The following is a 13,921-nucleotide window of genomic DNA, read 5'->3' as shown; positions in this document are numbered from 1 at the left end:
CTTCAAAATTATAGATGATTCATATTAGAACAGACGAAAATTCGGTGAATGGAAGATTTTAAGTTATTAGTGAGTTTATATTTCCCACAAAAAAAGAACCGTCCTAAAAAAGAACGGCTCTCTCGATTGGTTATGAAATATTTAAAATTATTTAGTTTTTTCAGCAATCCAGTTTCTTGCATTCACAAACGCCTGAATCCACGGAGCAATTTCGTCGTTTTTCCTGTCGGCCGGATAATTCGCCCAAAGCCACGGCGTAAATGCCCTTTCCAGGTGAGGCATCATTACCAGGTGGCGACCATCGTCGGAACAAAGTGACGCCGCTGCATAATGTGAACCATTCGGATTGGCCGGATATGCATCGCGACTGTATTTTACCGGAATATTGTATTGTTGCTCGTTAAACGGTAAGTAGAATTTTCCTTCGCCGTGAGCCACCCAGATTCCCAGTTTCATTCCGGCCATATTTTTCAACATTACTGAATTGTTTTCCTGAATATCTACATTCAGGAATGACGACTCAAATTTATGCGATTCGTTGTGCAACATTTTTGGCTGAATGCTGTGTTCCGGGTAAACCAGCTCCAATTCAACCATTACCTGGCAACCGTTGCAAACCCCCAAACTCAAGGTGTCTTCTCTGCGGTAGAATTTTTCAAGTGCAATTCGTGCTTTTTCGTTGTATTTAAAAGCTCCTGCCCATCCTTTTGCCGAACCTAAAACATCAGAATTCGAGAACCCGCCAACAAAAACAATCATCTTGATGTCTTCCAGCGTTTCACGTCCTGCAATAAGGTCGGTCATGTGAACGTCTTTCACATCCAAACCAGCCAGATACATTGCATACGCCATTTCACGGTCGCCGTTTACTCCTTTTTCACGGATAATTGCTGCTTTTATTCCCGATGGTTTTCTGCGTTTTAGGTCGATGCCTAAATCTGCAGCTTTTCCGGTAAAATCTTTAAAATCGTATTCTAAGTTGAAGTTTTTATAGTTTTTAAAACGTTCCAATGCCAAATCTTTTTGCATTTGTTTGCGGTCGAGTAAATAGGATGTTTTAAACCACAAATCGCGCAAAGAATCAATATCAAAATCAACTTCTGTTTCCCCGTTTTCCACCCTGATTTTTCGGTAAGAAACAGGGAATCCAAGTGAGACAAATTCAACTCCTTTTTCTGCAAGTTCAGTTTTTACTTTTTCTGCATCGGTGCATTGAATTACGATTCCCGGATTTTCGCTAAACAGAACTTTCGCCAAATCTTCTTCCCCAATTCCGGTAAGATTGATTTTCATACCTCCTTTTTTATTGCTGAAACACATTTCAAGCAATGTGGTAATCAAACCACCGGAACCAATATCGTGGCCTGCTAAAATTAAATTCGCTTCAATTAGATTTTGAACCGTATTAAAAGCGGCAACAAATTTTTCTGGGCTTTTTACTGCAGGAGCTGTTTTTCCCAATTTGTTTATCGATTGCGCAAAGGCGCTTCCTCCGAGTGCACGTTCAGAAAAAGAAAAATCAATAAATAAAATTTCTTTTGATTCGTCATTCACCAAAACCGGCTCAACAACTTTGCGAACATCTGTAACTTCGCCCGAGGCTGAAATTATAACGGTTCCCGGCGCGTAAACCACATCGTCTTTGTATTTCTGAGTCATCGACATGGAGTCTTTTCCCGTTGGGATGTTTACTCCCAAAGCACAGGCAAAATCGCTGGCAGCCTGAACAGCATTGTAAATACGGGCATTTTCTCCCGGATTTTTTGCCGGCCACATCCAGTTGGCACTTAGTGAAACGCTGCGAATTTTGTCGGGCATCGGTGCCCAGATAATATTTGTCAACGCTTCGGCAATGGAAAGAACAGAGCCTTTTTCAGCATCAACCAAACCTGCAACCGGTGCGTGACCCAACGAAGTTGCGCTTCCGGCTTTTCCCTGGTAATCCAAGGTGATTACTCCAAGGTTATTCAATGGAAGTTGTAACTCTCCGGCACATTGTTGTTTTGCAATTCGTCCGGTTACCGAGCGGTCGACTTTGTTGGTTAACCAGTCTTTACAAGCTACCGATTCCAGTTGAATTACGCTTTCAACCAGTGTATTTATTTCTTCGTTATCGTATTCTAATTCTTCAAATTCGGGAATTGCAGTAGTGTCTTCCAAAACTGTTTTTGGCGGATTTCCAAACATGTATCCCAACTGCCAGTCTATTGGTTTTTCGCCGGTTTTTGAGTTTTCAAAAGTAAACTGCATATCGCCGGTAGTTTCTCCAATTTCGTAAATTGGCGCACGTTCGCGTTCCGCAATTTTCTTGAGCAATTCTACACTTTCCGGTTTCATTACAAGTCCCATTCGTTCTTGTGACTCGTTCCCTATAATTTCTTTTTGTGAAAGCGTGGGGTCGCCAACTGGAAGTTTGGCGGTATCAATTTTTCCGCCGGTAGTTTCTACCAATTCCGAAAGACAGTTTAAGTGTCCGCCTGCGCCATGGTCGTGGATAGAAATAACCGGATTTTCGTCCGCTTCACTCATGGCGCGAATGGCATTATAAACACGCTTCTGCATTTCCGGGTTGGCGCGCTGCACTGCGTTTAATTCAATTGCATTGGCAAATTCACCTGTTGCTACAGATGAAACCGCACCTCCGCCCATTCCAATTCGGTAGTTGTCGCCTCCAAGCAAAACCACTTTGTCGCCAACACCCGGATCGTCTTTCAGGCTGTCTTTTTTATTTCCAAAACCGATACCTCCGGCGAGCATGATTACTTTATCGTAACCGTATTTTTTGAAATGTTCAAAATGTTCAAAAGTAAGCAGAGAACCGTTAATTAATGGCTGTCCAAATTTGTTTCCAAAATCGCTGGCTCCGTTTGAAGCTTTTATCAAAATTTCTTCGGGAGTTTGGTACAACCAGTCTCTTTCTTCGGTTGCCTGTTCCCAGCTGCGTTGTGCTTCCGTTCTCGGATAAGAAGTCATATAAACCGCAGTTCCGGCAATGGGCAAACTTCCTTTTCCTCCGCCAATTCTGTCGCGGATTTCACCACCGGTTCCGGTTGAAGCACCGTTAAATGGCTCAACTGTTGTAGGGAAATTATGTGTTTCAGCTTTTAATGAAAGAACTGTTTCAATGTCTTTTACTTCAAAAAAATCAGGTTTGTCCTGTGTTGCCGGGGCGAATTGTTCAACCACCGGGCCCTGAACAAACGAACAATTATCTTTATATGCTGAAATAATTTTATTTGGATTTTCCTGTGAAGTCTTTTTAATCATCTGGAAAAGTGAAGATTCCATTTCTTTTCCGTCGATGATAAAAGTTCCGTTAAAAATTTTGTGTCTGCAATGTTCCGAGTTTACCTGGGCAAAACCATACACTTCGCTGTCGGTAAGCGGGCGTCCCATTTGCTCCGAAACAGATTTCAGGTAGCCCATTTCGTCATCACTCAGGGCTAATCCTTCCTGTTGATTGTACGCTGCAATGTCTTCAATGTTGACAATCGGATCCGGTTGTTTGTTTATCGTAAAAATTTCCTGAGTCAGGTTTTGATACATCCGTTGTAACATTGGATCGTATTCCGCCTTTTCATTTTCAACTTCAAAAAATTCTTCCATGCGGACGATGCTTTCAATTCCCATATTTTGGGTAATTTCCACAGCATTGGTACTCCACGGAGTAAGCATTTCTTTACGTGGCCCTATAAACCAGCCAGTCAACACTGTTTCAATCAAATATTCAGCCTCAGAAAAAAGCCAGATAAGTTTTTCTATATTTTGCTGACTTAGAGTCTGTTTGGAATCGACGGCTATGATACTGTTACTTTGGGTTTTGAAAAATTGAATCATTTTACAGCACTTATTTTGAGATGGAACATGTTTTATAACACGCAGCAAAGATAGAAAATAATTGGAGGGGCGTAATTATAATTTTTCTTCTTAAAATGATTAGTTTTCAACAGGCAAATCGTTAAATACTTTTAAATCGTGAGCTTTATTAAATATTCTGATTATTTTTCGGCAAAATTTACTTGGATGAAGTTTCGTGTTATATTATTTGGTTTGTTGTTTTTTGCCTTTTTTTCATGTGGTACAAAAAAACAATTACAGCGGGAATTTAAAGGTAAGCCTGTAGCTTTGCTAAAAGAGACCTTTGGCGAGCCCAAAACAGTGTTGGAACAGGAAAATGGTACTGTTTACGTTTTTGAAAAGTTAAAAGAGCTGGAAAGTACAGAAATCAGTCAGGGAAAACTTACTCTCGATGAAATTGTTACGCCGAAAGTAAATAAAACCGAGCGCTACTATTTTACAGTAAAGGATGGAATAATTGTGGAAACCCGATATGAAGAAGAATACGAAAGGTAGCCCGAACAAATTATTATAAAAATATCTTCAGTTTAAAGAAATTTTATAGTTTTGCACTCACGTTTTTGAGAACAAAAAATTGATGCGCCAAAGCGTTGGCAAACAGCATTAAGAGTTTAAAATGAAACAAAATTAGCCCAGGTGGTGGAATTGGTAGACACGCAAGGTTGAGGGCCTTGTGGGAGAATTTTCCCGTGCAAGTTCGAGTCTTGTTCTGGGCACGATTATTAAATGCAATGCTTTTATAATTAAAGTGTTGCATTTTTATTTTAAAAGAGTTCAATATTTATAAGTACAATTGATCGCTTCTGCGAAGTTTCCCTGATAAGATATTTGGCTGAGTGTTCTTCAAAGGCTAAACGATCTCAATGTTTGTGATTACAGAATGTTTTGTATTTCGAACGGCAATATGATTTACTTTTGAATTGTGCGTTATTCTATTATTATCAGTTCGTTAAGCGGGAAAGGGGATTTGATAATTAGTGTAAGGCTCAATCAACTTTATTTAAAATGTTATGAACATTAGTTATGCTTATTTTAGATCGATGTTAAAGTATATGAAATACAAACGCCCCATAAAATGAGGCGTTTTGTTTTTTTATAAACCCATTAACCATTAAATCCTTACTTCAGGTTTTCTTTAAAGAACGATTCTAGTTTGTCGAACGGAATGATATCCGTTTTGTCATACAAATCGGTATGGACGGCGCCAGGAATAATCATCAGTTCCTTTGGCTCATTTGCAGCTTTATAAGCATCTTCGCTAAAATAACGCGAGTGCGCATTTTCTCCGGCGATAATCAATACCGGGCGGGGTGAAATCTCGCTAATGTATGTAAGCAAAGGCATATTCATAAATGATAATGCATTGGTTGCAGTCCACGAACCGTTTGAATTGATCGAACGTGGGTGAAAACCTCTTTCTGTTTTGTAGTAGTTAACGTAACCTTGTACAAATTCAGGTTCGTTACCGGTTAACTGATCAGGTTCCGGTAATCCGGCAACTCCATAAGCAGGTTCTTCCTTCTCTGCGTCTTTCCAGCGTTGTATGCCTAATTGTTCCAGCATTTGTGAACGTTGTTCCGTAGTCATGCTATCGAAATAACCACGTGCTGTAACACGAGACATGTCGTACATACTGGCAACTGCTATCGCTTTTACACGTTTGTCAACAGCCGCAGCATTTAATCCCATACCACCAAAACCACAAATACCCATGATACCAACTTTTTCACGGTCAACAAATGATTGAATTCCCAGAAAATCGATTGCTGCACTGAAGTCTTCCGTATTAATATCTGGTGAAGCCACGTTTCTTGGCTCGCCACCACTTTCGCCTGTAAAAGAAGGATCGAAGGCAACTACGGCAAAACCACGCTGAGCGAACTGGTTTGCATATAATCCTGATGCTTGTTCCTTAACAGCCCCGTAAGGACCACTAATTGCTAATGCAGGGAGTGGTTCTTCTGCTCTGTTTTTGGGTAAATACAAGTCACCTGTAAGTGTGATCCCGTAACGGTTCTTAAAAGTTACTTTTTCTCGGGTCACTTTATCACTTAATTCAAAAGTGTAATGTTCTTCTGTCAGTTTCATCTCTTTTTCTTTACTTGATTGTTTGTTTTCTGAGTACGCCTGTGTCAGTACAACGACTGACAGCAGTGCCATTGCTAATAGTTTTTTCATGACTAATTACTTAATTGTTTCTGTTTTCTAAATTGTTCTTTTTCTGTTTGTTTAGCCCAGCTTGTTGTATTCTTCGTCGGTAACCGGGTCATTCCACTGTGTAATAGATCCTTCAACCGGAACTGACAACGCAATATGTGCAAACCAACTTTCTTTGGTTGCGCCGTGCCAGTGATTTACTCCGGCTGGAATGTTTACTGTATCTCCCGGTTTTAAAAGTTGGGCTGGTTTGCCTTCTTCCCGGTACCAGCCTGTACCGGCTGTGCAAAAAAGAATTTGTCCGCCTCCCTGGTGTACATGCCAGTTGTTGCGGCATCCCGGTTCGAATGTTACATTAAATGAAGGGACTCCTTCCAATGTTAATACGGCCAGGTAACTCTGACCTGTGAAGTATTGTGCATAAGCATCGTTTTTTTGTCCTAACGGAAATGGTTGTTTAAATTCACTCATTTTAAAATTCTCCTATTATTTAATTATATTTTGTATAGTTTCTTTAATGCAAGCCAATGCATTCAATGTTTTCGAATATATCTGAGATTTTTACAGTACAAATATCTCTATTAGTTATTCAATAAAATGACCAAAATAACGGATAGAATTACCCTAATTACGGAATGTTATATAGAGCAAAAATTTGAAGATTTTAAACCAGAAAGAATGCTCTTACTCGTTAATATAATTCGAGGTTTTTATTCACAGAAGAAATTCCATCAAGGTTGTTGATGTTGTTTAATCTTTTATTTTTCTGTTTGTTGGAAGTTAGATTTAGGTGAAGTATAATGGTTGGGTAGCAATATTGGTAAGGTCAAAGGTAATGCGGAAGTTTATCCGGCAATTGGAGTGTGTATTTCTCTTGCTTCAATTTTTTTACTGGTAGCCAGTTTTATAAGAAGGTCCAGCTTTTCTTTGTTGGGGGTTGTAATTTCAGTAGGATTATCAGCTTCAAAAAGAGAACCCCTAACCAACGGAACACTAAAAGGTAAAGGCCATGCCCTTAGTGCCTTTGCTACTGCATCCATTGTATTGATACCCTGCATTGCCTGAATACCATCTGCCCAACAAACCATGCCTACAGTTTTATCAGTAAGATACGGTTGCGGCATTTTTGCACTAACTTCAAGCCAGTCGAGTCCGTTTTTCATTGCGCCTGGAATACTTCCATGATACAACGGAGCCAGCCAGAAATGTATATCAGCTTCCAAAAACATTTGATTCATTAGCTCTACCGTATGTGGAGTTTTTATGATTGTTGTGTCAAATATTGGAAGCCCGGCATCGGATAGATTAAAAATGTGGTTTTCAAGGCCCATTTCCTGCAATTTACCAGCGATGTATTTGGAAAGTAATACAGGTGTAGATTGTGGCCGTCTTTCCATGGCTCCGTTAAATATTATGGCTTTCATCTTTTTTCTTGTTATGGATTTGGCTGAAATTTAGTATCTGGTTTGTTACTGTTGTTTTTTGTTTAGGGGAAAGCGGAAAAAAATCAGGCCCTGCGAGATTCTGCAACAGGGCCGAATTTTTGCATCTAATCTTTGTACTATTATGTTATTGGTTTTTCTTTTATTAATTAACCAACAACAAATCGGTTTTTAGATTTTTGCCAGTGCCTCTTCGTATTTTTTCTCTACTGAAGCCCAGTCGAGAACCGACCAAAATGCATCAAGGTAATCGGCTCTTTTGTTTTGATATTTTAGGTAGTAAGCGTGTTCCCACACATCAACACCTAAAATTGGAAATCCTTTGTCTCCCGATTCCAGATCCATAAGCGGGTTGTCCTGGTTTGGTGTTGCAGTGACTGCCACTGTACCGTCAGCTTTTACGTAAAGCCAGGCCCAGCCCGAACCAAATTGGCCTAAACCTGCTTTTTTAATTTCTGCTTTCAAGGTGTCAATATCACCAAAAGTAGCAGTAATTTGTTCAGCCAGTTTTCCTGTAGGACTTCCCTGAGGGGTTGGCGACAAAATTTCCCAAAATAACGTGTGGTTGTAGTGTCCGCCACCGTTATTACGCACAGCCTTACTGTATTTACTTACTTCCCTGATTATTTCTTCCAGACTTTTGTTTTCTGCTTCACTGCCTTCAACGGCATTATTCAGGTTGGTTACATACGCCTGATGGTGACGTTGGTGGTGAATTGTCATTGTTTCTTTGTCGAAATGTGGCTCCAAGGCATCTGTTGCATATGGAAGAGCCGGTAAATTGAATTTGCTCATGATATATATTTTTTATCGTTATTAACTCGTAACAAAATTACAACATTAAATAATAAAACAACTATATAGTTGTTAAAACATAAATTGATTTTGTCTATGATTAATCGATAATTGTCTTATGTGTTTGTTATATTGTGTTTTGTGAACTATTTTGCTATTTTTGTATTAAATTAATAAAACAACTAATTGTTGTCAAAGTGAAAAAGAATTCATCAGATCGTATTTTAATGTTGCTCAAGATGAAGGGTAATGCAACAGCGCTTCTTATTTCAGAAGAACTTGGCATTACCAAAGAAGGAGCCAGAAAACATTTAGTTAACCTCTCCGATGCAAATCTTGTTAAAGCAACTGTTAAAAGTGAAGGCGTCGGCCGTCCTTCAACATATTACTCGCTTACAGACAAAGGTTTGTCCAGATTTCCTGATACACACGCAGATGTAACTGTACAGTTGCTAAGATCGGTGAAAAAACTATTGGGAGATAATGCATTGGATCTTCTTATCAGTGACAGAGAAAAAAGTGTGTACAGTCGGTATGAAAAAGAATTGGAAGGTTCAGAAACGCTTGAGCAAAAACTGGATGTATTGAGTAAAATACGTTCAGAGGAAGGATATATGGCAGGGTGGAAAAAGGAAGGCAATGCATACTTTCTGATTGAAAATCATTGTCCGATTTGTGCGGCAGCGACTGAATGTCAGGGGTTTTGCCGTTCAGAGTTACATAACTTTAAAAAGTTAATTGGAACGGAATACGCTATGGAGCGGGTTGAGTATATTGTAGAGAACGGAAACCGTTGCGTTTATAAAATTGAAAAGTCAAATTAGCCAACTATTTTTTCCCTGGATTTAAGCCATTCATCGCAACAAGATAAAATCAAGTACTGTTAATGTCTGTAACAGGAATAGAATTTAATCTCAGGAATTTTTTATCATTTGTAAAAAAATAAAAATAATAATAGCGCTAGTTTAGTGGAATTTTTAAAGCTTAATATAAAATATTAATTAGGAGGAATATCAATTATGTCAATTCTTACACCTGAAATGAAAGAGATGATTGCAACCCGGCAGTGTTTTCATGCTACGGTTAGCAAAGATGGGATCCCCAATAATGCTCCAAAACGTTCAACCCGTGTTTTTAACGATGAAACTTTAATTTTTACTGAAGGAGTAGGAGGTAAAACATATCAGAATATTTTAGACGGATCAAAAGTAGCTACAGCTGTAGTTAACCGTGAAATACTTGATGGATACCGGTTTATCGGAACTCCTGAGGTTTTAACAAGTGGTGATGTTTACGAAAAATCAGCTGAAATGTCGCTTAAAGCAGGAATGCCAAAGCCTAAAGCAGTAATCCTTATACGTGTAGAAGAGATACACAGTCTGAAGCCCGGGCCAATGGCAGGTAAAAAAATTGGCTAACCTAAATTATTATTCATGAGCACTTTATTGCAAATAATATATTTCTAAATAAATATTTATAATCGTAACTGACTTACTATTGCAGGCATTTGTAAGTCAGTTGCAATTATATTTTGATAAATATGATTGCCCAGGCTATGTATGGTTTATAAAGTTATTTACCATTAGTTCGCATTCTTTGTTTTCTTTTTTTCTCTCACCCAAAAGCCAAGTATTCCCATAAATCCTCCCATAAATCCACTGATGGCTCCACTTACTCCATTTCCCATAGCATTTTCAATTAATGTTTGAGGCATTGGAATAAAAATATAAACGATTGCAAAACTCATTACTAATCCCATTACGCCGCCAATAAGTCCTTGTTTTAGAAATTTTTTCATTATTGTATTTATTTAAATTACAAAGAGATTTATATCAGTTAATATATTTGAAAGTTTCCTCACGAATTAAGCTCCGGTTATTTTTTTCGGATAGTGAAATAAATAACGGATAAAACAGCCAATCCAATTCCTAAAACAATAAAGCTTGTATTAATACCAACCCATTGCTGAACAGGCTGTATGATTAATGGAGAAATAAACATACCCAAAAATGTGGCAGTAGTTAAAAAGCCTATATACTTTCCTCTTACTTGTACTGGAACCAAAGTAATTACCCATAAATTGCCGTTGGGTATCAAAAGTCCTAAACCAAGTCCACTGATTAAAACTCCTGTAATTACCTGCCAGTAAGTATGGCTAAAACCTATTATTGAAAAGCCTATTGCCATAGGAACAAATCCTAAGCTGTAAATACTTATGAAATTGAGCTTCTTTTTTATATTTTTATAATAGAATGAAGCTACAGCCTGGGCCAAGGGCAGGCTGCCAACTGCCAGGCCAACCTTATTGCCACTAAAATTGCCCAGTTTCTGGAGAAAATAAGGCAATTGAACTGGAATCACATAGAAGCTGACAGTGGTTAAGAAAGCACTAAAAAATGCCAGCCAAACAAGGGTTGGAATGGATTGGGTATTTGATGCTTTGGATGTAATTTCCTCCACGGCCATTTTGGGTTCATGCAAAGCAAATGGCGCCAATAAAAGAACAATACCTGAAAATGCATAGATTAAAAATGCCAACCGCCAGTTGATATCTGTTAAGATACCTGCAGTGGTAATAAACAGCAGTCCCCCTAAAGCTACAAATGCACCCTGTAGTCCCATAAAGTGTTCTCGTTTGGCGCCGCTAAAATAGTCTCCGATTAATGTTGTTGAAACGGTCATAATTCCGGCAACTCCAAGCCCAAAAACAATTCTCCCAATTAACAGGGTAAAAAGATTTTCCAGCCAGTAACCTGATGTCCCGGCTATCAGGTAAATCAAAAGAGAAACTACCAAAACCCTGATTCTTCCAACCCTGTCAAGCAGCCGACCTGTTACAGGGGCAACAATTGCTATGGTAAGCGCCGGAAGTGTTAACATCATTTTAGTTACTATTTCAACGTTTTTTACATCTTTAAAAGCATTGCTTATTTGCGGTAATGTTGGTGCAATTATGGCATTGGCCAAAATGGTTAACATGCTTGCTAAAAGCAGGGTAAATTCTAATAGTTTGGTGTTTTTCATTTTTGATTCTTTACTTAAGACAGAATCTGTCTGCAACTAAATCTATCTTAATAGTGTACTGATAAAAATTCCAAATTGATGGTTTTCTATTTTCATCGGCCCATATCCGTACCAATCATAGTTCAATGCACCTCCAAATGAGAATGTTTTATAACTAAGCCCTAAACGACTATATAAAAAGCTACGATCGTGTTCTCCTATTATGGAATTTTGACTGTAAAGGCCTTGTACATGTGTATATAAAGACCAGGCACCTTTAATGGCCGGCCGGTATTCTGCTATTGCCAATGATTCAAAATTTTTGGTTTCGGTGAGATGAAATCCTGAATTAAGAACGCCCATAAAAGTTCTGCTATGGTAGGCATATTGTACTCCGGCATACGGTCTGAATCCCCAATGTGAATTAAATGCTGCTCCGGAAAGAAGGCTCACACTTTTAAATAAATCGTATTTAAGAAAGGCCAGATTGATGGATTCTCTTAAAAATTCAGCGTTGTTGTAATCGGCTTTTAAATAAGATAATCCGAAAAAACCAAACTTACTGTCAGGAGCAAATTTTTTGTCAATAATTAATTGTGAAGTCCAACCATCGCCACTTAGAAAGATTTCCAAGGGAATTGGTGTAGATTCAGGAACATTCATTTTTTCAGGTTGAGCATAAATCCCATTTGAGGTAAAAATTACAACAATCAGCAGCACTATTCCAACACTATTTCTTCTCATTTTTATTTCTTTTTAACTGTTTTGTTATTGCTAAAATGAATCATACAGTCTTCTCAAATACAAATAAATCAGCGCATAAGCTTCCCTTTAAAGCTCAATATTTTTTTAGCTTTATCATAAATAAACCGTACCAATGCACTTTTATGTCAATCGATATCGTATTGTGGGAAGACTGTAAGGCAAATGTATTGCTTCGGAATCGGAATTCTTTTTACAAATGTTAAAAAATCATTTTTTTGCCCTAATCCGGCTTAGGGATACCTGGGAGATTCCCAAAAAGCCTGCTGTATCTCCAAGGCTTATACGCTGCTGCAAATGACCATATTCCTTTAGAAATTTGGCATAGCGTTCTGTTGCGTCCAGGTAGAGCAATCCTTTCAGGTTTGAAATAGCCGTATATGCAACTGTTGATACAAACTTCCGGGCAAAACTCTCAAATGAATGGTATTTCTGACAAAGAAGCTCGAAATCGTCGTACGCCAAATGGCTTATGGTTGTTTCTTCAAGGGCAAGGGTGGAATATTCGGCAGGCAAATCATTAAAAAAGCTATCAGTTGCAATAAAGAAATTATTTTCTTCAAAAAAGCGAAGTACATAGTGATTTCCATTGTGATAGTAAAAGTGTTTTGCTAATCCCGACTCAACAAAAAATAAATGCCTGCAAACCCTTCCATTTGTATGAATTAATTCTCCTTTTTTATATGAATTTGTCTGAATATGTTGTATCAATTCTTCTGACGCGTCGTTTGACAACGGTGAGATATTATTAACCTTCTCTAAAAAATCACTTTTCTTTTCTTTCATTTATACCAAAAATAATACAACTTGAAACAATATTAAAATCCCTTTCTAATTGCTGTATTTTTGTTTCGGTAATAGCGTTTTCAAAATTGAGAATTATAAGAAATGGTTTTTTTACAGATATAAATGATTTGATGCAAATGACAGGCTCGTTTCAACTCAGCTTCGTTTTATTACTCTGAAAGGAAGAAGTTGTATTTTCTTTTTTTCTGCATAATCTGTTGTTTTTGGTTTTGTCACCAGATAAACTCCTGTTAGCACCAAAATAGCGGCAATGGGTTTATCCCACGTGAGATTATCCTGTCCAACAATAATAGCAAGAATGGAAGCTACAATGGGTTGCCAGTTCATGAAAATACTTACCGTGCTTGCCTCTAGTCTTTTTAAGGCATAAGGCATTAAAAAAAATGCGAGAACAGATGAAAATAACAAAGCAAAAACAAGTAAAGAAATAGCCAGTCCTGTTGTTTCAACAGTATATATTTTTTGACTTTGGAATTCGGAAATACCTAAGGGCATTGCTACAACCGCGGATATGAGAAACATCCATTTTGCAATGGTAACAGGTTGGTATTTTATCGAGACTTTACGGGTTATTACCAAGTAAATGGAATAGGCCACAACACAAAAGAGAGCGAAAAAGATACCCAGTAAATTGTATGAACCGTTCGCTTCTTTGTTTGCTCCCAAAAGAATAATTAAGGCTGCACCCGAAATGCTCATGCATATACCAATAACTTTCCGAAAGGGGATGACCTCCTGCAGGAAAATAGCAGAAAGAATTAATACAATTACCGGTGTTAAGGCCATTAGCAAAGCAAAAATTACCGGAGAAGTATACTCAAGCGATTGCGAAAATAAGAATTGCGTTCCCAGGTAGCCAATAAGGCCACCCAGTAGCATGATTATCAGATCTTTTTTTTCAACTTTTTCACTTTTTAAAAAAGTTCCAAGCGCCCAAAAAACAATGCTTCCAAAAATCATCCGGGTGGCTGTATATCCCATCGGTGTCATCCAATCTGCCATTAACGCTTTTGTAACCGGAATATTTAATCCAAAAAAAGTATTGGCAAAAAATACGGCAAACAATCCCTGTCGATGCTTCTTATCCATTTCAATTC

Annotated in this window: 13 protein-coding genes and 1 tRNA gene; 4 read left to right on the top strand and 10 right to left on the bottom strand. The window is 38.1% G+C overall.

From position 1 onward, the window contains the following. Positions 1-147: 147 nt before the first annotated feature. Positions 148-3,837: a phosphoribosylformylglycinamidine synthase gene (purL, locus tag GM418_RS03430; RefSeq protein ID WP_158863171.1), complete on the bottom strand. Its 3,690-nt coding sequence runs from the start codon at positions 3,835-3,837 to the stop codon at positions 148-150. A gap of 186 nt (positions 3,838-4,023) precedes the next feature. Here purL and GM418_RS03425 point away from each other — a divergent pair, with 186 nt between their 5' ends. Beyond that, the gene (locus tag GM418_RS03425; RefSeq protein WP_158863169.1) at positions 4,024-4,353 is read left to right on the top strand and encodes a hypothetical protein; all 330 of its coding nucleotides are present in this window, start codon (positions 4,024-4,026) and stop codon (positions 4,351-4,353) included. 135 nt (positions 4,354-4,488) lie between these two features. Next, a tRNA-Leu gene (locus tag GM418_RS03420) sits at positions 4,489-4,574 on the top strand. Positions 4,575-4,977: 403 nt separating this feature from the next. On the opposite strand, the gene GM418_RS03415 is transcribed toward GM418_RS03420, so the two are convergent. The 4 genes from GM418_RS03415 to GM418_RS03400 form a co-directional block, all read right to left on the bottom strand. Next, complete coding sequence (locus GM418_RS03415; RefSeq protein ID WP_158863167.1) at positions 4,978-6,036, bottom strand: alpha/beta hydrolase; 1,059 nt, start codon at positions 6,034-6,036, stop codon at positions 4,978-4,980. Positions 6,037-6,087: 51 nt separating this feature from the next. After that, complete coding sequence (locus GM418_RS03410) at positions 6,088-6,486, bottom strand: cupin domain-containing protein (protein ID WP_158863165.1); 399 nt, start codon at positions 6,484-6,486, stop codon at positions 6,088-6,090. A 374-nt stretch (positions 6,487-6,860) separates the two neighbouring features. After that, a complete protein-coding gene (locus tag GM418_RS03405) occupies positions 6,861-7,439 on the bottom strand; it encodes an NADPH-dependent FMN reductase (RefSeq protein ID WP_158863163.1) in 579 nt (192 codons plus the stop codon). Positions 7,440-7,628: 189 nt separating this feature from the next. Then, positions 7,629-8,252 carry a superoxide dismutase gene (locus GM418_RS03400; protein ID WP_158863161.1) on the bottom strand — a complete coding sequence of 208 codons (624 nt, stop codon included), beginning with the start codon at positions 8,250-8,252 and terminating at the stop codon, positions 7,629-7,631. Positions 8,253-8,491: 239 nt separating this feature from the next. Here GM418_RS03400 and GM418_RS03395 point away from each other — a divergent pair, with 239 nt between their 5' ends. Both GM418_RS03395 and GM418_RS03390 read left to right on the top strand, forming a co-directional pair. After that, positions 8,492-9,076 carry a helix-turn-helix transcriptional regulator gene (locus tag GM418_RS03395; protein WP_217447696.1) on the top strand — a complete coding sequence of 195 codons (585 nt, stop codon included), beginning with the start codon at positions 8,492-8,494 and terminating at the stop codon, positions 9,074-9,076. A 195-nt stretch (positions 9,077-9,271) separates the two neighbouring features. Further along, positions 9,272-9,670, top strand: coding sequence for a pyridoxamine 5'-phosphate oxidase family protein (locus GM418_RS03390; protein ID WP_158863157.1), 399 nt, complete (start codon positions 9,272-9,274; stop codon positions 9,668-9,670). A 164-nt stretch (positions 9,671-9,834) separates the two neighbouring features. On the opposite strand, the gene GM418_RS03385 is transcribed toward GM418_RS03390, so the two are convergent. The 5 genes from GM418_RS03385 to GM418_RS03365 form a co-directional block, all read right to left on the bottom strand. After that, complete coding sequence (locus GM418_RS03385; protein WP_158863155.1) at positions 9,835-10,050, bottom strand: hypothetical protein; 216 nt, start codon at positions 10,048-10,050, stop codon at positions 9,835-9,837. Between the two features lie 77 nt (positions 10,051-10,127). Beyond that, positions 10,128-11,276, bottom strand: coding sequence for an MFS transporter (locus GM418_RS03380; protein WP_158863153.1), 1,149 nt, complete (start codon positions 11,274-11,276; stop codon positions 10,128-10,130). Positions 11,277-11,318: 42 nt separating this feature from the next. Further along, positions 11,319-11,999, bottom strand: coding sequence for a hypothetical protein (locus GM418_RS03375; protein WP_158863151.1), 681 nt, complete (start codon positions 11,997-11,999; stop codon positions 11,319-11,321). A 228-nt stretch (positions 12,000-12,227) separates the two neighbouring features. After that, positions 12,228-12,803, bottom strand: coding sequence for a Crp/Fnr family transcriptional regulator (locus GM418_RS03370; protein WP_158863149.1), 576 nt, complete (start codon positions 12,801-12,803; stop codon positions 12,228-12,230). Between the two features lie 156 nt (positions 12,804-12,959). Then, the gene (locus tag GM418_RS03365; protein WP_158863147.1) at positions 12,960-13,913 is read right to left on the bottom strand and encodes a DMT family transporter; all 954 of its coding nucleotides are present in this window, start codon (positions 13,911-13,913) and stop codon (positions 12,960-12,962) included. Positions 13,914-13,921 lie beyond the last annotated feature (8 nt).

Origin of the sequence: Maribellus comscasis (assembly GCF_009762775.1) — a bacterium.
GTDB lineage: Bacteria > Bacteroidota > Bacteroidia > Bacteroidales > Prolixibacteraceae > Draconibacterium > Draconibacterium comscasis.
Note: the sequence above shows the minus strand (reverse complement) of the source record. Positions and strands in the feature narration are given on the sequence as shown.